Here is a 16,639-nt window from a genome sequence, read left to right on the forward strand (position 1 = left end):
GCCTTAACCGAGCGTTTTCTTGATCGCTTCAATGACGCGGTCGGCTTGAAACGGCTTGACGATGAAATCTTTAGCTCCCGCTTGAATGGCGTCGATGACCATCGCCTGTTGCCCCATCGCGGAGCACATAATGACTTTGGCGTTCGCATCGAGCTTCTTGATTTCTTTCAGCGCATGAATGCCGTCCATTTCCGGCATCGTAATATCCATCGTGACGAGGTCCGGCTTAAGCTCTTTGAATTTCTCGATCGCCTGCACGCCGTCGTTCGCTTCACCGACGACCTCGAAACCGTTTTTCGTCAAAATATCACGGATCATCATGCGCATGAATGCCGCATCGTCTACAATCAGAATACGATTAGCCATAATCTCAAGTCCTCCCGAATCTCGTTATTGTAACTTCTGAATTCGTTCCCATTGATTGACGATATCGGTTACGCGTACCCCGAAGTTTTCGTCGATGACGACGACCTCGCCTTTGGCAATCAGCTTGTTGTTGACCAAAATGTCCACCGGTTCGCCGGCAAGCTTGTCGAGTTCGATAATCGAACCTTGGGATAGTTCCAGAATGTCCTTGATCACTTTGTGAGTTCTGCCCAATTCTACAGTGACTTTCAGCGGAATGTCGAGCAGCAAATTGAGGTTCGTCTCTTCCGCCTGGCCGAGCGGGCTGCTCGTAAAGCTGCCGAACTGGACGGGCTGCACGTTCACGTTGCGGTTCGGCAATCCGCCGTAAGAGGCCGGGTGCTGCTGTTGCATCGCCGGCTGCTGGTACATCGGCTGCTGCGGCGGCATCATCGGCTGCTGGTACATCGGCTGCTCCATGCCCGGGTAACCGGCTGCAGGCGCCGACATCGGCGGGGCGCTATGCTGCTGCGGAGCCGGGGCCGGCTGCGGCGCCGAAGGCGCGCTGCTCGAAGCCTGGGCTGGTCCATCGCTGGCGGAGGACTCACCTCCGAGCAAAGTAGCTACCATTTCCTTGGCGAATTGAACCGGAAGCAGCTGCATGATCGTGGAGTCGATCAAATCTCCGATAGTCAGGCGGAACGACACTTTAATGAATACGTCTTCGTCCGGTAAATTTCCTTCACCGGCGGAGAAGTTCAAAATGTCGATGCCCGGCGGCGAAATGTTGACGAATCGGTTAAAGATCGTCGACATCGAGGTGGCCGAAGAACCCATCATTTGGTTCATCGCTTCCTGCACGGCGCTGATATGAATTTCCGTCAGCTCGCTCCCCATCTGGCCGGTACCGTCTCCGCCCATCATCAAATCGGCGATCACTTGCGCGTCGCGGGTTTGGATGACAAGAAGGTTAACGCCGTTAAAGCCGTCGACATAATTGACGTGCACGGCCACGTGCGGCTGCGGAAACTCTCTTTGCAGTTCTTCCTTGGCGATTACGGACACCTTCGGCGTCGTAATATCGACTTTCTTGCCGAGCAGCGTTGAGAGCGCCGTCGCTGCGCTGCCGAACGTAATGTTGCCGATCTCGCCTAAAGCGTCTTGTTCCAGCGAGGACAAATAATCTTCTACGCGAGGAGAGCCGCCCTCGGCCTGAAACGGTCCGCCGTCTTCGGAAGATTGGCGCAGCAGCGCGTCGATCTCTTCCTGTGACAAATAATCTTTGTTATTCGTCATTCTCTTCCTCTCCTTCCGCTGCAATTTCGTTGATCTGAACCGCCAGCTTGCCGCGCATCGTCCCCGGCGAGCCGTAGTACTTCAGCTTCTCCCCGACCCGAATGTCAAGCGGTTCGTCCACCGGTTTATTCAAGGAAATGACGTCGCCCGGCATGAGTCCGAGAAACTCGCGAACCGTAATTTGCGACGTGCCGAGCTCGGCGATGATCGGCAGCTTCGCCCTTGTCAGCCTCGCTTGCAGCACCTGCTCTTCCTCGGGAGCGCGCGTCTTTTTCTGCGACACGAACCAGTGGTGGCCGGACAGCCGCGGCATAATCGGCTCGATCACGACGTGCGGGATACAAAGGTTGACCATCCCCGTCGTATCGCCGATTTTGGTGCTGAGCGAAATGAGCGCGATCGTTTCGTTCGGCGAGACGATCTGCATGAACTGCGGATTCGTCTCGAGCGCTTCAAGCCGCGGCGAAATGTCGATGATCGTCTTCCACGCCTCCTGCAGCGAATCGAGGGCGCGGCTGAAAATGCGTTCCATGACGATCGTTTCGATTTCCGTCAGCGCATTGATTTTGCTCGGGGAGTTGCCGGCGCCGCCGAGCAGCCGATCCAGCATGGCGAACGCCACGTTCGGGTGAACCTCGAGCACCATCCGGCCTTCCAGCGGCTCCGCCTCGAAAATATTCAGTATCGTCATTTTCGGAATCGAGCGGATAAATTCGTCGTACGGCAACTGTTCGACCTGCACGACGTTGATTTGCACGAACGTGCGCAGCTGCGCCGAGAAATACGTCGTCAAGTACCGGGCGAAGTTTTCGTGGATGCGTGTCAAGCTGCGGATATGGTCTTTGGAAAACCGGACCGCGCGCTTAAAATCGTACGCCCTGACTTTCTTTTGCGTCTCCTCTTTCTTCAGCTCTTCCGCATCCATCTCGCCAGAGGAAAGGGCTGCGAGCAGGGCGTCAATCTCGTTCTGCGAAAGTACATCCACCATAGTCAGTCACCCCCTTCAAAGGCCGTATGCGTCGCTCCATTCGCCGCCCCATCACTGAAGCACGATATCCGTAATCATGATTTCTTTAATTTTGCCTTCTTTTAAATAAGGGTTCAGGCTATTCATCAACGCCGCAGATAAATTGTCGTAGCCTTTGCTTCCGCTGACCTGCTCCGGTGTCATGTCGCTGAGAATCTTGATGATCGTCCCCTTGACCTTGGAGTCGAGAAGGTTCTCGAATTCGGCTTTCGCCTTCTTGTTCTCCAGCTCGAAAGCAAAGCTGACTTTAATGAATCGGCTATTATTTGCAAGGTTGGTGAGAACGTCTTTCAAAATGACGGTGTTGTCTTTGATTTCCGCCGCCGACAGCTGTTTGGCCGGTTTCACTTTCTCGGCGGACGCTTCTGCCTTCGAGCCGGCGCTCGCATCCGATTTGCTCATCATCGTCCATAAGAAGAACGCAGCCGCAAGTATAAGCGTGATGGCGATCAACATGCCGATGACCATGACGAAAATTTTGTTCTTCAACAATTACGACCCCTCCGGTCCGATGGACTTTAACGTAGCGTTCACGGCGCCGATCGTCTGCAAAAAGAGCTGTACCGACCGCGTAACGGCATCCGCTTTCTCTAATACGGTTATTTTTTTGCCGGTCGTTAAAGTAATCATAGTGTCCGGCGTTTCTTCGATCGTCTCGATCAACAGGGCGTTGACGATGATCGGCTTGCCGTTCAAACGCGTTACGGTAATCATGTCTCCCTCCAGGTTTACACCCGGGGGAGACATGCTCCCCCGTTATTCAATGCTAGTTCAATTAACGCTTCAAGTTGACGACTTCCTGCAAAATATCGTCGGACGTCGTAATGATTTTCGAGTTGGCCTGGAACGCCCGCTGCGCAACGATCATTTCCGTAAACTCGCTGGTCAGATCGACGTTGGACATTTCCAGCTGGCCGGAAATGATGGCGCCGGTGCCGCGATTCGCGTCGTTAGGCAGCGCGGCGGCAGGATCTTCCGGAGTGGCGGTCGAGTTTGCCGTTTCCCGGTACAAGTTGCCCCCGAGCTTCACCAAGCCTTCCGGGTTCGTGACTTTGGCCACGGCGATTTGCTGGCCGGGCTGAACTGCCCCGGCGATCGTTTGCGAAATGATGCCGTCCTGGCCGATCGAGTAAGCGGTCGCTCCCGGATCGAGCGTAACTTTCTGTCCGTCGGTACCGATCACAAACAGACCGTCGGAGTTGACCAGATCGCGGTTCACGTCGAAATGGAAGTTGCCTGCGCGCGTCAACATGCGGTTGCCGGCGGTATCCTGCACCATGAAAAAGCCGTCGCCGGCGATGCGAAGGTCGGTCGGCACGTTGGTCGTCATGGCGCTGCCTTGGGTATGTACCGTATCGATCGTGCTGATCGCCGTGCCGAGACCGATTTGCTTCGCGTTGACGCCTCCGTACGCGCCGTTCTGATCCGGTGCGGTAACGCCGGCCACCGTCTGGCTCAAAATGTCCTGAAACATGACGCGGCTTGCTTTGAAACCGATAGTGTTCACGTTGGCGATATTGTTGCCGATCACATCAAGCTTCGTCTGAAAACCGCGCATTCCGGATACGCCGGAATAAAGGGATCTTAACATAAGGTATAAGTACCTCCTGCGCAATGAGAATTGGCGAGCCGCTTCGTTCGATCCGCGGCTCCGGGTTTTCCGAATCGGTCCAACCCGTTACGAAATGATGACCGCACTGTCAATCTGGGTAAATACATGCTCCTGCATCGAAGCTCCATCGAGCGCCGTCACGACCGTCCGGTTCGGGACGTTGACGATGAGCGCCGTGCCGCCCAGCAGCATGAGCGAATCTTTCGCTCCTTTGGAGGCCGCTTTATCGATCGCCGAGCCGATTTTGGCCAGCTGATCGGGTCCAAGCTTAATTCCCCTTTGCTGCAGTCTCGTTTCGGCATGATGGCTGAAGCGCACGATTTTGCTCTGCAAATGTCCTGAAACGTCTGCTGTCCAGCCGTTGTCGCAGCGGCGCTTGCGGCCGCCGGCGGCGTTCGCCTCGGCTGCACGGGAAAGGCGGCGCCAGGAAGCAACTGTCCTGCGGATATGCGCTCCATTACGAACCGTCTCCGCCGGAGGCAACTTTGATTACCTCGTCGAGGGCGACGTTCTCCCCTTTCACTACTGCGTATTGCTGGCCATCCTTAACGACAATCGACTCGACGACACCCGATTTCTCCGCGTTATCGGCACTGTCGGTGCTAAGCCAGCTGATCGTCTTGCCGATGAGCGACGAGGCGTAACCGAGCATTTGTGGCAGCTTCGACAAACCGGTCGCTACGTTCGTCATTTGCTCGAGCGAGCTGAACTGCGCCATTTGGGCGATGAAATCTTTATCCTCCATCGGCTGCATCGGATCTTGGTTTTGCAGCTGCGTAATGAGGATTTTCAGGAAATCGTCTTTGCCCAGGCTGCTGTTCCCGGTCGTTTTCGGCTTTGCGTTGCCGGGCGAATCGTACGTTTTGGTCGGGTCCCCGACAGGTGGCGTATAACTGTTCGACATAAGTTCACCTCCCTTACTTTACACGGAAGCGTCGAACGAACTTCCCGAGCCAATGCCCCGTTCGCTGCGAATTTCCGCAAGCGTGCGAAGATCATCGGCGAATTCCGCTGCGTCTACTGCTCCGGTTTCAGTCGACTCGCCGGACGACTTTCTCTCGAACGGCCTGCCGCCACCTTGCTGCTTCGACTGCTGGAACATGCCTGAGGACGCCGCTTGCTCCTGAGCCACTTCCAACCGTTCGACGTTCAAACCTTGGTTTTGCAGCGCTTGCCTCAGCTGCGGCAATTGGCTTTCCAGAAGCTGCTTGCCTGCCGCCGTATCGGCTGTCAGCTGAGCGATCAGCTGCCCGTTTTCGTGCAGCGTAATCTTCACGTCAATTTTGCCGAGATTTTCCGGATGGAGCGACAGCTTCGCTTCCTTGAGCACTTCACCGACCGACAGCTTCATATGGCTCGCCATAAATTCGCTCATATCGTGAACGAACGTCTGGGCGTGAATGGTCGGCGGCGTTTCCGTCCGGATCGGCGCTTGCTGCAAAGTTTTGAGCAAATCTTGCAGCGGCAGCGCAGTATTCGGGAGCGAAGACGCGTTGTCCTCGGCAAAAGCTTCCGCATTGCCCTGGTCGGCCGCATTGCTGCCAAGCTGCTGATGAACGGCGGCGGTGATACTTCCTTTTGCCGCCAGCATTTCCAGCTTCGCCTTCGTTTGCTGCAGCAACGCATCCGTTCCCGGCTGCACCGTAACGGAAGAGACCGCGACGGGCTCAAACGAAATTGCCATTTGCGCCGAATGAGGAGGAGCGGAACTTCCCTTGGCACTCGCAGCGATTGCCGGTTTGCCAGTCTCGGCCGGGATTCGCTGCCCCGGTGCATCAGCGGCTTTCTCCGGAACAAGTTTGGACAATACCGGACTTACGGCCTTTTGCAGCTCCGTCATCAAATGATGTACGATCGGATTGTTGGGCAGCTGCTTCAGCGCGGCAGCGAATTGCAGCAGCGTTTGCTGTGCCGACATTTTCGCGGCGACGTCAGGCGCGGCGGCGCTCGGAGCCAGATTGGCGTTCGGTGTCAGCGCAGCGCTTCCCCCTGCCAGAGGCAGCGTCGGTAGAAGTGCTGCCGCTTGCGCCAGCCACCCTTGAAGATTCGGATTTTGCAGCAGCTGCTCCGATAGCTTCGACGGCTCGGCGATCGCCTGAACGAGCAGCTCAGGCAACGATGCTTGCCCGTCTTCCGTACTTGTGCCCGCGCCCGCAAGAAGCTTGCTTTGCAGCGGAGCTAGCAGCATTTGCAGCAAGCCGATGAGCGAAGCGGTTTGCTCGTCCGGCACCGGCTTGCTGCCGCTCTGTCCCTCGTTCGCGGCCGCTTGTCCGCCTAGCAGAGCGGAGAAGCCGGAGTTTTTGGCGGCGCCGGTTTTGCCCCCTTGTCCCGCCGCATTGGAGGAACCGGCAGCACCCGGAACTGCCTGCGCTATAGGCGTTGCTTGAATTTCCATAGTTGTTTTCACCTCCTTTCAAGCGTAATGCCTTGCATGTATATCGACTAATTGGCGGATGCCGCCAATCGGGACGATATCGTAGCAGCCATATCTTTGTTGGCGTCGGCGATGGCCGTCATCACTTTCGAGCGGGACGCCGTATCCATCGAGCTTAGAATGGAAATAACCCGGTCTGGGCTTGTGCCCTGCAGCTGGATGAGCACCTCCGCCGCGCTTTTCGGCGCCATATTCGCGAACGTCTGCCCTACATCGCTTTTGGTCAGCTTCGCCGCCGGCGCCGCGCCGGTATCGCCGTTCTGAATGGCCAATCTCGATTGCAGCGCGGAAATTTCGCGGTCCTTCACCGGCACGAGATCCTTGAGCGCAATCGAAGCGTCGGCCGCTTTTTTCGGATCCATCTTGGCCAAAATCGCACTTTGATTGTCCGGCTTCATCATGCTGAGCACGAGCACCTGCTCTTGCAGCGACAAGTTTTGTACGATCGGCGCCGCCTTCGACGCATCCATCTTGCTGTACACGGACGCGAGCTGCTGCACCTGCTTCGTATATTCCTCGTCGGTTTGCGTCTTCGTCTTCAGCTGCTCGCCGAGATCGCTTTGCTTCGCCTGCAAGTCTTTGATCGTCTGATCTTTCTGCTTGTTTACTTCATCGGCTTTTTGCAGCGATGCTTGCAGATCGGCAATCTTCGCGTTCAGCGCCGCGATCTGATCGCTCGCTGCCTTGGCCGAAGCGTCAGAGCCGATCTGCCCGCCGCTGCCCGCCGCCACACCGGACGCTTTCTCCTTGGGTGCGGGCACAATGCTGCCGAGAAGCGGGACGCTGTGCGCCGTGCGCAAAATGTTCTGCTTCAAATTCGTATCGAAGATCGAGAACAGTACTCCGAGAAGAACGGAGGTAAATACGCAAGGGATCAAAAACCAAATGAGGAATCGTTCCATCGCTCCATACGATGCCTGGTTTTCCGCGCTTGGATTAGCCATTTGGACCCCTCCTCTCTGCTTGCTCTGTATCGGGTTGCGCCGTCAAAGCGACGGCCGAGCGAACCGGACCGAGGCGATCTCGTCCAGCTCTTCCTGCTCCTTCTTCAGCATCAGCAGCTCGTGCAGCTGCTGCGCCTTCTCGCGGGCTTTCGTCCATACTTTCTCGTCCAGCATTTTCCCTTCCAACGCTTGCTGCCGTTCTTCGACGCAGTGCTGGGCGCGGCGCACGTCGTCGAGCTTTTTGGCGATTTGCCGCTCGAGGTGGCTCACATAATGCTGAATGGCCTGCATTTGGGATATCGACATGACTTGCTCCGCGCCGGCCGACAGCTGGTCCTGCATGCGCGCTTTTTCCGCTTCCAGCTCCTGAAGCGTGGATTGCTCGACGTTAAGCCGGCCGACCGCTTCGCCCAGCACCCATTCCGCCTGGGTTCGCTCGTTGCCCTTCAAATCGACGATTTGCTGAAAAGCGTAACGGAATCTCATGCTTCTCAATCACCCCGGTAAAATTCGGCAAGAAGGCGCTCCTGCGTCTCTTCGAACGAAATTTTCTCATCGACTTTTTGCTTCGTGAAATCCCAGATAGCCTGTATGTATTCGAGCGACAAATCAATTTCCGGATTCGATCCGCGCTGGTACGCCCCTATGTTGATCAGATCCTCCGAACTTTTATAAACAGCGAGCAGCCGTTTCAAATAGTCGGCGGCTTCCCGCTGCTCGCGCGACACGATCTCGGGCATGACGCGGCTGACGCTGGACAGCACGTCGATGGCGGGATAATGCCCTTTGTTCGCCAAGCTGCGGCTCAGTACAATGTGGCCGTCCAAAATGCCGCGAACCGCATCGGCGATCGGTTCGTTCATATCGTCGCCGTCGACGAGCACCGTATAAAATGCGGTGATCGAGCCTTTGGCACCTGTCCCGGACCGTTCGAGCAGCTTCGGCAGCATCGCAAAGACCGAAGGCGTATAGCCTCGCGTCGCCGGCGGTTCGCCAACGGCAAGGCCGACTTCGCGCTGCGCCATAGCAAAGCGAGTGACCGAGTCCATCATCAGCATCACGTTCAGCCCGCGATCGCGAAAATATTCCGCAATGCTGGTCGCAATGAGCGCCCCTTTGATGCGGATGAGCGCCGGCTGATCGGAAGTGGCGACGACGACGACCGAACGTGCCAGCCCTTCCGGACCCAGGTCCCTCTCGATAAAGTCGAGCACTTCACGCCCCCGTTCGCCGATAAGACCGATAACGTTGACGTCAGCCGACGTATTGCGGGCGACCATGCCCATGAGCGTGCTTTTGCCGACCCCGGATCCAGCGAAAATGCCGACCCTCTGCCCTTTGCCGATCGACAGCAGGCCGTCGATGGCGCGGACGCCGACGTTGATCGGGTCAAGCACGCGCGGCCGCTGCAGCGGATTGCTTGGCGTGTTCACCGTCGGCACATGCGTCATGCGCGACGGCAAAAACGTGCCGTCCAGCGGCTGGCCGAGACCGTCCAGCACTTTGCCGAGCAGCTCGTGGCCGACCTGCACGGTAAGCGGACGGCCCGTTCCGACGACTTCGCAGCCCGGTCCGATCGAACTGATTTCGCCGAGAGGCATGAGAATGACTTTATTATTGCGGAACCCGACAACTTCCGCTTTGAGCGGCTTTGCGGATTTCGGCGGGTAAATGTAGCAGACGTCGCCGACGCTGGCGTCCGGGCCTTCCGACTCGATCGTCAGCCCGATGACCTGCGTCACTTTGCCGTTAATGCGAATCGGATCAAGCTGGCGAAGCGCATCGAGGTACTTGCCCGTTTGCGGCCCGATGGTCATCTGTCACTCATCGCCTCTCATCGCGATTTCCTGTAGCGCTGCCTTGATTTCACGCAGCTGCGTATCGATGCGGGCGTCGATGCTGCCGTAGGCGGAGCGGATGACGCAGCCGCGATCCTGAACGGAAGCGTCCGGCAAAATTTCGAGCTCCGCTTGCGAGTCGACCGCATTCAGCAGCTCTTCTCTCGCATCCTGGATGTAACCGAATTGCGAAGGCGACACGCAGAGTGCGATCGTGCCTTTCTCTTTGCGGCGCTGCAGCAGCTTCTTGATCTGCTCGACGGTCCAGGCGGGCTCCAGCGTCAGCTGGCGGTCGACGATTTTCTCGGCGATTGCGGTGCTCAGCTCGATCAAAAAAGGCTCCGACTCCTGGATAATTTGCAGTTTGAGCACGTAAGCCTGTTCCAAAATGGTTCGCGCTTCCAGCAGCATATCGTCATACTGCTTCCGAACGGCAATTTGCGCTTGCTCGATCCCTTCCTGGTATCCTTGCTCGTAGCCGGCTTGTTTCGCTTCCGCGAGGCAGCGTTCATCTTCGCTGCGGCGCTCCGCCCACCAAGCGTCGATCTCGCTCCGCGCCTGCTCGCGCACAGCTGCAGCTTCCTGCATCGCCTGATCGATTTGCTCTCGCGCGAACGTCTCGGCGTCGTGCAAAATTTGATTTTTCAGCGTCTGGGCTTCGTTCATTTCCGCTTGCTGCTCGAGCGACATTTCGCCCGCGGCGGGAGCTTGCCGGAACACGAGCCTCAACGCCTCGATCTGTTTCGTCTCGACCAACGGCACATAGCGGTCCGGTTTGAAAATATTAGACAATGATATCATCTCCTCCGCCGCGGGCGATGATGATTTCACCGGCTTCTTCTAAGCGGCGGATGGTGGCAACGATGCGGGTTTGCGCCTCTTCCACGTCACGCAGCCGAACCGGACCCATAAATTCCATTTCTTCCTTGAACGTTTCGGCCATCCGTTTGGACATATTTTTGAAAATCGTATCGCGCACTTCCTCGCTCGCCACCTTGAGCGCCAGCTGCAGATCGGCGTTCTCGACGTCGCGGATAATGCGCTGAATCGAACGGTTGTCGATATTGACGATGTCTTCGAACACGAACATGCGCTTCTTGATTTCTTCGGCGAGCTCGGGATCCTGAATTTCGAGCGAATCGAGAATGGTGCGCTCCGTCCCCCGGTCGACGCCGTTCAAAATTTGCACGATAGCGGAAATGCCGCCGGCGTTCGTATAGTCCTGCGTGACCGTTGCCGACAGCTTCTGCTCCAGCACGCGTTCAACTTGCGCGATCACTTCCGGCGACGTGCTGTCCATGAGCGCGATCCGCTTCGCCACATCCGCTTGTTTGTCTTGCGGCAGCGACGACAAAATGATCGACGATTGATCGGGCTGCAAATAGGACAGCACAAGCGCGATCGTCTGCGAGTTTTCGTTCTGGATAAAGTTGAGAATTTGCGCCGGGTCCGCCTTGCGGGCGAAATCGAACGGGCGCACCTGCAGCGTGGCCGTGAGCCGATTGATAATATCCATCGCTTTGGTGGAGCCGAGCGCCTTCTCCAAAATGTCTTTGGCGTATGTAATGCCGCCTTGCGAAATGAATTCTTGAGCCAGGCAAATTTGATGGAACTCGGCCAAAATCGCTTCCTTCTCGATGGAGTCGACTTTGCGAACGTTGGCGATCTCCAGCGTCAGCTGCTCGATTTCCTCTTCCCGCAAATGCTTGAATATTTGCGCGGATACTTCGGGACCTAAGCTAATTAGCAAGATGGCGGCTTTTTGTCGTCCTGACAACAGTTGCTGTTGAGCTGTTTTAGCCAAGTGACCACCCCCTAATCATCGACGAGCCAGGTGCGCAGCAGATTGACAAAATCTTCCGGACGCCTTTTGGCCAGCGTCTCCAGCTGTTTGCGCACCTGATTCTCGCCAGATACGTTGTCGATATCGATAGTCGGATACTCGACCTTGGCCGGTTCGGCGGCTGCCGCCGCCAGCTCCGCCTCGAGCTGGCGCTGCCGCTTGCGGCGCATAACCGCATAGACGCCGATCGCGCCTATAGCGAGCGCGGCAAGTCCGATTCCGCCATACGTAAGCCATGAGGTAGTGGGCGAATTCGCAACCGTCGGTCTGGCGAACGTATGCGCGAACACCGTAACTTTGCTTGTCAAATCCGCATTCGTATAGGTCTGTTTATTGTCGGCGAGCGCCGCGCGCACGATGTTGACAAGCGAAGCCTGCACGGCGTCTTTCGTCGCCTGCGTCAAAGAGCCCGGATCCGCCGGATTCGGCGGTTCGATGCCGACGTTGATGCTGATATCTTTCACGACATAGGGTGTGGAAATGATATCGTTTTTGATATGATTCACTTCGTAATTGACGGTTCGCGTCGTTTCGTCGCTGTTGGACTTCCCGCCGCTCGAGCCGCCCGGATAGCCAGGCACGTCGGTCGACCCCGTCCCCGGAACTCCGCCGGTGGCCGCGCCGCCGTCGCTCGTGTAGGACTTTTGCACCTCCTGCAGGGAGATTTCAAGCCCCTTCTGATCGATCGTATTGGGAGCCGTGACGAGCTCTTGATGCGACGTCTGCTGATCGAAGTTCATCGTCGAGAAGACGCTGACGATGACCTTGTCCTTGCCGAGCATCGTGCCGAGCAAATTCGTGATCGTCTTCTGCAAATCCACTTGGAACTGCTTGTTGATCTCCATGTTGCTGGAAAGCGCAGCCGTCGGCGACTTGCCTCCGGCAGACCGGGAGTAAGGCATCGGTTCGCCGTCTTGATTCGTAATTGTGATGTTGTCGACCGGCAAATTTTTGACGCTGTGGGACACCAAATTATAAATCGTATCGATTTTGCTTTGATCGAGCGTATAGCCCGGCTTCACTTGCAGAACGACGGAAGCGGAAGCCTGCTCTTTGTTTCTCGTCATAAACACCGGATCGTCCGGCATGTTGATAAGCACTTTCGAACCGCTAATGGCGGTGTTGGCGTTGATGAGCTGCTGCAGCTCGCCTTGCATCGCTTCTACATATTTCACTTTAAATACTTGGTCGCTCATGCCGAACATGTTGTTCGACTGAAACGCGCCGTAGCCAATCGAACCGCTTTTGTTCAGCCCTTGCGACTCGACGGCGATTTTCACGTTCGCCACTTCGCTGGTCGGCACCCCGATGCTTTTGCCGTCCGGACTTAGCTTGTATGGAATTTTCGCCGTGTCCAAATAGTTTTTGATCGCGGCGGCGTCATTCGGCTGCAAATCGGTGAAAGCAAGCGAGTACTCGGTCTTCGACATGTTATATGTAATGATGCCGATAACGAGAAGGAGCGCGAGAACGGTTGCTCCGAACATCCATTTTTGCGTCTTGCTGAATCGATCCCAATATTGTTTCACATTGTTCCAATATTGGAGCACGGTCTCGTTCACTATTTCACCTCATCCGAGAATATTTTCTCTCTCTACAAGCTATCCCCGCGAGGACTATACTTGCATTCTCATAATCTCCTGATAAGCTTCGATCACCTTGTTGCGTACCTGCACGGCGACCTGCAGGCCAAGCGAAGCTTTCTCGGATGCGATTGTCAATTGATGAACGTCGGATAGTTCCCCCTTCACGAATTGCTGGTTCAATTGATCTACCGTACTTTGCTGCCGGTTCAAATCGTCGATGGCGCCATTCAAAAACGCCCCGAACGATTTTGCAACATTTGAGGCGCCTGTTCCGTCACTATTGTTGACGGCCGCGGATCCGACGAGCGTCAGCGGTTTGTATCCGATTTTATCTATCATGACGATCCCCTTCTCCCATGGTTAGCTCGTTACTTGCCAATCTCCAACGCCTTCGTGATCATTGACTTGCTGGCGTTAAGCGCCGTGACGTTCGCTTCGTAGGAACGCGTCGCCGAAATCATATCGACCATCTCCTTCAAAACGTCCACGTTCGGCATGTAGACGTATCCGTTCGCGTCGGCATCGGGATGCGTCGGGTTGTACACTTGCTTGAAGGGCGTCGCCGTGTCTTCGAAAATTTTCGTTACTTTCACGCCTTCCCCGGTACCGTCAGCCATCGCCGAATCGAGCGACTGTGCAAACGAGGGCTGGGCTTTCGGTTCGAACGTCACCAGCTTGCGCGCGTACGGCTGCCACTTGCCGTCGACGAATTTGCCGCGCGTCGTGTCGGCGTTGGCGATGTTGGACGAAATGACGTCCATCCGCAGCCGCTGCGCGGTTAGCGCCGATGCGCTAATGTCAAATCCGTTTGTGAGCCTCATTCGTTATTTCCCTCCCAGAACGGTGCGCAATTTGCCGAACTCGGCGTTGATTTGCTGCACGAGCACGTTATAGCGCAGCTGGTTTTTGGCCATGAGCGACATCTCGTAATCGATATCCACGTTATTCAAGTTGTTATTGACGGCAGAATCGTGATCCGTCACAATTTGGGGGTTAATTTCCGCCGCACGTTTGCCGATATAAAAATGGCGGGGGTCCGTACGTTTCCCCACGACGCCGGAAGAGGCCCCGTTCATTTCGCTTTGCAGCAAATCCTCGAACTGTACGTCAGACCGCTTGAAATAAGGCGTATCCACGTTGGCAATGTTGTTCGCTATCACTTTTTGTCGAAGGGCGGAAGCGTCAAGCGATCTTTCCATTAAGCTGAAGCTCGGCTTGTTCAGCAGATCCATACACTTTACCCACTTTCGATGTTTGTTCCTCTTCTCTATTCCACATGTAAGCTTTTATTCCTCCTACCATTCGACATATTTTTAAATAAAATTTAATTGGCTGCCATAGATTAGGCCAGAATTGTCAATCTTTGACGTCGTACACATGTAATATGATGCTGGAGCACGGGACTTTTGACAATAAGAAAAAAGCCCTATCTCCAAAGATAGGACTTAAGCCGAATGGTGATGATGTCAAGCGCCGGAATTTCCGCACATTTACATTTTTGATTTAATTTGTTCAATGCCTTGCATCAGCTGATCGTTAAGAATCCGAATATAAGTGCCTTTCATACCCAGCGAACGGGTGTCGATCACACCGGCGCTCTCCAGCTTGCGCAAGGCGTTGACGATGACGGAGCGCGTTATGCCGACGCGGTCGGCGATTTTGCTCGCAACGAGCAGCCCCTCCCTGCCTTCAAGCTCCTCGAAAATATGCTCTACCGCTTCCAGCTCGCTGAACGACAAAGAACCGATGGCGACCTGCACGACGGCTTTGCTGCGCGCCTCCAACTCGATTTTTTCGGCGCGTTCGCGCAAAATTTCCATAGCTACGACCGTAGACCCATATTCAGCCAAAATCAGGTCGTCGTCGACAAACGGCGTTTCCTTGCGAGTCAGGACTAACGTCCCTTGACGGCTGCCGCCGCCGATGATAGGCACGATCGTCATATACTTATATTCGAACGTGCCGCCGTGCCCGTTGGATATGTTGTTGTAGGCCGTCTTTTGGTCCATGTTAGCGGCCGTTTCCTGGATTTTCATCAGCTCGTTGTTGTATTCCTGCGCGAACCGGCGTTCATCGACCATACGGGACATCTCCGGTGAAGTCAGATCGTTTGTAAGCGCGTAGCCGAGAATTTTGCCTTTGCGGCTGACGACGTAAACGTTGGCTTCGACGCAATCGCGCAGCACCTCGGCCATGTCCATAAAGCTGACGGCGCCCCCCGCTTCTTTTTGCAGAAGCCGGTTCAGACGCCGCGTTTTGGCTAACAAATTCATGGTTGCAATGCCTCCTGTTGACCCGTTCTGTTACAAAATATATTGGCTTAGATCGCGATTTTGAGCGATGTCGGTCAACTTCTCCCGAACGTACTCGGGCGATATGACGATTTCTTCAAGCGTAATGTCCGGAGCCTCGAACGACAAGTCCTCAAGCAGCTTCTCGAGAATCGTATGCAGCCGGCGCGCCCCGATGTTCTCCGTGTTCTGGTTCACTTCCGCGGCGATGCGGGCGATTTCGCGAATCGCCTCGGGCGCGAATGTGACGCGGATGCCTTCCGTCTCGAGCAAAGCGGTGTACTGCTTCGTCAGCGCGTTTTGCGGCTCGGTCAAAATCGACACGAAATCATCGAGCGTCAGCGAGCTCAGCTCGACCCGGATCGGAAACCGGCCCTGCAGTTCGGGAATGAGATCGGACGGCTTCGACACGTGAAACGCACCCGCCGCGATGAACAGCACGAAGTCGGTTTTGACCGGCCCGTATTTGGTCACGATGGTCGAGCCTTCCACGATCGGCAAAATGTCGCGCTGCACACCTTCCCGCGATACGTCGGGACCGGCACCGCGCCCGGCGCTGGCGATTTTGTCGATCTCGTCGATGAATATGATGCCGGACTGCTCGGCGCGCGCCACGGCCTCCTGAATGACCTCATCCATATCGAGCAGCTTCTGCGCTTCTTCCTGCGTGAGCACTTTGCGCGCTTCCTTGACGGGCAGCTTGCGCTTCTTCATCTTTTTCGGCATGAGGCTGCCGAGCATTTCCTGCATGTTGATGCCCATCTGTTCGCCCGATTGGCCGCCGAGCATATCGAGCATATTCGGCGCGCTATCCTCGATTTCGATCTCGACGATCTGATTCTCGAGCTCGCCGCGGGCAAGCTGCTCGCGCACTTGCTGACGGCGGGCGGCCAGGCCGGGCTCGCGTTCGTCGTCCGCGTCGTCGGTGCCGCCGCCACCCGTACCCGCACCGCCGAACAGCATTTCAAACGGATTTTTTTTGCGGCTTGTTCGCCTTCGGGCTCGGGGCGAGCAGAACGACGAGGCGTTCGTTGGCAAGCTTTTCGGCGCGGTCTTTCAGCTTCTCCGTCCGCTCAGCTTTCACCATCCGGATCGACGTCTCGACCAGATCGCGCACCATCGATTCGACATCGCGGCCGACGTATCCGACTTCCGTAAATTTCGTCGCCTCGACTTTGACGAACGGCGCGCCGACGAGCTTCGCCAGCCGCCGCGCGATTTCCGTCTTGCCGACGCCGGTGGGGCCGATCATCAAAATGTTTTTCGGCACGATCTCGTCGCGCAGCGATTCGTCCAGCTTGCTCCGCCGGTAACGGTTGCGCAATGCGACGGCGACCGACTTCTTCGCCTTCTTTTGGCCGACAATATATTTATCGAGTTCATGCACGATTTCTCTCGGCGTTAAGGAACTAGTGTTCATGGG

Annotated in this window: 19 protein-coding genes and 1 pseudogene; all 20 read right to left on the reverse strand. The window is 56.0% G+C overall.

The window, feature by feature from the left end:
• Positions 1-3: 3 nt before the first annotated feature.
• Positions 4-366 carry a response regulator gene (locus tag SD70_RS21420; RefSeq protein WP_041049578.1) on the reverse strand — a complete coding sequence of 121 codons (363 nt, stop codon included), beginning with the start codon at positions 364-366 and terminating at the stop codon, positions 4-6.
• Between the two features lie 24 nt (positions 367-390).
• The gene (gene fliY, locus SD70_RS21425) at positions 391-1,641 is read right to left on the reverse strand and encodes a flagellar motor switch phosphatase FliY (RefSeq protein ID WP_041049579.1); all 1,251 of its coding nucleotides are present in this window, start codon (positions 1,639-1,641) and stop codon (positions 391-393) included.
• The gene (fliM, locus tag SD70_RS21430; RefSeq protein WP_041049581.1) at positions 1,631-2,629 is read right to left on the reverse strand and encodes a flagellar motor switch protein FliM; all 999 of its coding nucleotides are present in this window, start codon (positions 2,627-2,629) and stop codon (positions 1,631-1,633) included. The genes fliY and fliM overlap by 11 nt, the downstream gene beginning before the upstream one ends.
• A gap of 51 nt (positions 2,630-2,680) precedes the next feature.
• Positions 2,681-3,160 (reverse strand): flagellar basal body-associated FliL family protein, encoded by a 480-nt coding sequence (locus SD70_RS21435; RefSeq protein WP_041049584.1) that lies wholly within the window; start codon positions 3,158-3,160, stop codon positions 2,681-2,683.
• A complete protein-coding gene (locus SD70_RS21440) occupies positions 3,161-3,382 on the reverse strand; it encodes a flagellar FlbD family protein (protein ID WP_041049586.1) in 222 nt (73 codons plus the stop codon).
• 61 nt (positions 3,383-3,443) lie between these two features.
• On the reverse strand, positions 3,444-4,259 hold the full coding sequence (flgG, locus tag SD70_RS21445; protein ID WP_041049588.1) for a flagellar basal body rod protein FlgG: 816 nt from the start codon (positions 4,257-4,259) through the stop codon (positions 3,444-3,446).
• A gap of 87 nt (positions 4,260-4,346) precedes the next feature.
• Positions 4,347-4,763 (reverse strand): TIGR02530 family flagellar biosynthesis protein, encoded by a 417-nt coding sequence (locus tag SD70_RS21450; RefSeq protein WP_231571379.1) that lies wholly within the window; start codon positions 4,761-4,763, stop codon positions 4,347-4,349.
• Positions 4,738-5,184, reverse strand: coding sequence for a flagellar hook assembly protein FlgD (gene flgD / locus SD70_RS21455; RefSeq protein WP_082053547.1), 447 nt, complete (start codon positions 5,182-5,184; stop codon positions 4,738-4,740). The genes SD70_RS21450 and flgD overlap by 26 nt, the downstream gene beginning before the upstream one ends.
• Positions 5,185-5,202: 18 nt before the next feature.
• On the reverse strand, positions 5,203-6,675 hold the full coding sequence (locus SD70_RS21460; RefSeq protein ID WP_041049590.1) for a flagellar hook-length control protein FliK: 1,473 nt from the start codon (positions 6,673-6,675) through the stop codon (positions 5,203-5,205).
• A gap of 47 nt (positions 6,676-6,722) precedes the next feature.
• Positions 6,723-7,658 carry a magnesium transporter MgtE N-terminal domain-containing protein gene (locus tag SD70_RS21465; protein WP_041049591.1) on the reverse strand — a complete coding sequence of 312 codons (936 nt, stop codon included), beginning with the start codon at positions 7,656-7,658 and terminating at the stop codon, positions 6,723-6,725.
• Positions 7,659-7,700: 42 nt separating this feature from the next.
• Positions 7,701-8,144: a flagellar export protein FliJ gene (gene fliJ, locus SD70_RS21470; RefSeq protein ID WP_041049624.1), complete on the reverse strand. Its 444-nt coding sequence runs from the start codon at positions 8,142-8,144 to the stop codon at positions 7,701-7,703.
• A 5-nt stretch (positions 8,145-8,149) separates the two neighbouring features.
• On the reverse strand, positions 8,150-9,475 hold the full coding sequence (gene fliI / locus SD70_RS21475; protein ID WP_041049592.1) for a flagellar protein export ATPase FliI: 1,326 nt from the start codon (positions 9,473-9,475) through the stop codon (positions 8,150-8,152).
• Positions 9,476-9,478: 3 nt separating this feature from the next.
• Positions 9,479-10,297 (reverse strand): FliH/SctL family protein, encoded by an 819-nt coding sequence (locus SD70_RS21480; protein WP_156158126.1) that lies wholly within the window; start codon positions 10,295-10,297, stop codon positions 9,479-9,481.
• Positions 10,281-11,300, reverse strand: coding sequence for a flagellar motor switch protein FliG (gene fliG / locus SD70_RS21485; protein ID WP_041049594.1), 1,020 nt, complete (start codon positions 11,298-11,300; stop codon positions 10,281-10,283). The genes SD70_RS21480 and fliG overlap by 17 nt, the downstream gene beginning before the upstream one ends.
• Before the next feature lie 11 nt (positions 11,301-11,311).
• Positions 11,312-12,901 carry a flagellar basal-body MS-ring/collar protein FliF gene (gene fliF / locus SD70_RS21490; protein ID WP_041049595.1) on the reverse strand — a complete coding sequence of 530 codons (1,590 nt, stop codon included), beginning with the start codon at positions 12,899-12,901 and terminating at the stop codon, positions 11,312-11,314.
• A 54-nt stretch (positions 12,902-12,955) separates the two neighbouring features.
• Positions 12,956-13,264, reverse strand: a complete 309-nt coding sequence (gene fliE, locus SD70_RS21495) for a flagellar hook-basal body complex protein FliE (protein ID WP_041049596.1) — start codon at positions 13,262-13,264, stop codon at positions 12,956-12,958.
• A 29-nt stretch (positions 13,265-13,293) separates the two neighbouring features.
• Positions 13,294-13,746, reverse strand: coding sequence for a flagellar basal body rod protein FlgC (flgC, locus tag SD70_RS21500; RefSeq protein WP_041049597.1), 453 nt, complete (start codon positions 13,744-13,746; stop codon positions 13,294-13,296).
• A 3-nt stretch (positions 13,747-13,749) separates the two neighbouring features.
• Positions 13,750-14,157: a flagellar basal body rod protein FlgB gene (flgB, locus tag SD70_RS21505; protein ID WP_041049599.1), complete on the reverse strand. Its 408-nt coding sequence runs from the start codon at positions 14,155-14,157 to the stop codon at positions 13,750-13,752.
• A gap of 258 nt (positions 14,158-14,415) precedes the next feature.
• The gene (gene codY / locus SD70_RS21510; protein ID WP_041049601.1) at positions 14,416-15,198 is read right to left on the reverse strand and encodes a GTP-sensing pleiotropic transcriptional regulator CodY; all 783 of its coding nucleotides are present in this window, start codon (positions 15,196-15,198) and stop codon (positions 14,416-14,418) included.
• 30 nt (positions 15,199-15,228) lie between these two features.
• Positions 15,229-16,636: pseudogene (gene hslU, locus SD70_RS21515) on the reverse strand (ATP-dependent protease ATPase subunit HslU).
• Between the last annotated feature and the right edge of the window lie 3 nt (positions 16,637-16,639).

This window comes from Gordoniibacillus kamchatkensis (assembly GCF_000829455.1).
In the GTDB taxonomy this organism is placed as follows: Bacteria; Bacillota; Bacilli; order Paenibacillales; family NBRC-103111; genus Gordoniibacillus; species Gordoniibacillus kamchatkensis.

What these genes read in the sequence shown, in the direction of transcription:
- SD70_RS21420 (WP_041049578.1), bottom strand. Translation starts at nt 366, where the DNA reads ATGGCTAATCGTATTCTGATTGTAGACGATGCGGCATTCATGCGCATG.
- fliY (WP_041049579.1), bottom strand. Translation starts at nt 1,641, where the DNA reads ATGACGAATAACAAAGATTATTTGTCACAGGAAGAGATCGACGCGCTG.
- fliM (WP_041049581.1), bottom strand. Translation starts at nt 2,629, where the DNA reads ATGGTGGATGTACTTTCGCAGAACGAGATTGACGCCCTGCTCGCAGCC.
- SD70_RS21440 (WP_041049586.1), bottom strand. Translation starts at nt 3,382, where the DNA reads ATGATTACCGTAACGCGTTTGAACGGCAAGCCGATCATCGTCAACGCC.
- flgG (WP_041049588.1), bottom strand. Translation starts at nt 4,259, where the DNA reads ATGTTAAGATCCCTTTATTCCGGCGTATCCGGAATGCGCGGTTTTCAG.
- flgD (WP_082053547.1), bottom strand. Translation starts at nt 5,184, where the DNA reads ATGTCGAACAGTTATACGCCACCTGTCGGGGACCCGACCAAAACGTAC.
- SD70_RS21460 (WP_041049590.1), bottom strand. Translation starts at nt 6,675, where the DNA reads ATGGAAATTCAAGCAACGCCTATAGCGCAGGCAGTTCCGGGTGCTGCC.
- SD70_RS21465 (WP_041049591.1), bottom strand. Translation starts at nt 7,658, where the DNA reads ATGGCTAATCCAAGCGCGGAAAACCAGGCATCGTATGGAGCGATGGAA.
- fliJ (WP_041049624.1), bottom strand. Translation starts at nt 8,144, where the DNA reads ATGAGATTCCGTTACGCTTTTCAGCAAATCGTCGATTTGAAGGGCAAC.
- fliI (WP_041049592.1), bottom strand. Translation starts at nt 9,475, where the DNA reads ATGACCATCGGGCCGCAAACGGGCAAGTACCTCGATGCGCTTCGCCAG.
- SD70_RS21480 (WP_156158126.1), bottom strand. Translation starts at nt 10,297, where the DNA reads ATGATATCATTGTCTAATATTTTCAAACCGGACCGCTATGTGCCGTTG.
- fliE (WP_041049596.1), bottom strand. Translation starts at nt 13,264, where the DNA reads ATGATAGATAAAATCGGATACAAACCGCTGACGCTCGTCGGATCCGCG.
- flgC (WP_041049597.1), bottom strand. Translation starts at nt 13,746, where the DNA reads ATGAGGCTCACAAACGGATTTGACATTAGCGCATCGGCGCTAACCGCG.
- flgB (WP_041049599.1), bottom strand. Translation starts at nt 14,157, where the DNA reads ATGGATCTGCTGAACAAGCCGAGCTTCAGCTTAATGGAAAGATCGCTT.
- codY (WP_041049601.1), bottom strand. Translation starts at nt 15,198, where the DNA reads ATGAATTTGTTAGCCAAAACGCGGCGTCTGAACCGGCTTCTGCAAAAA.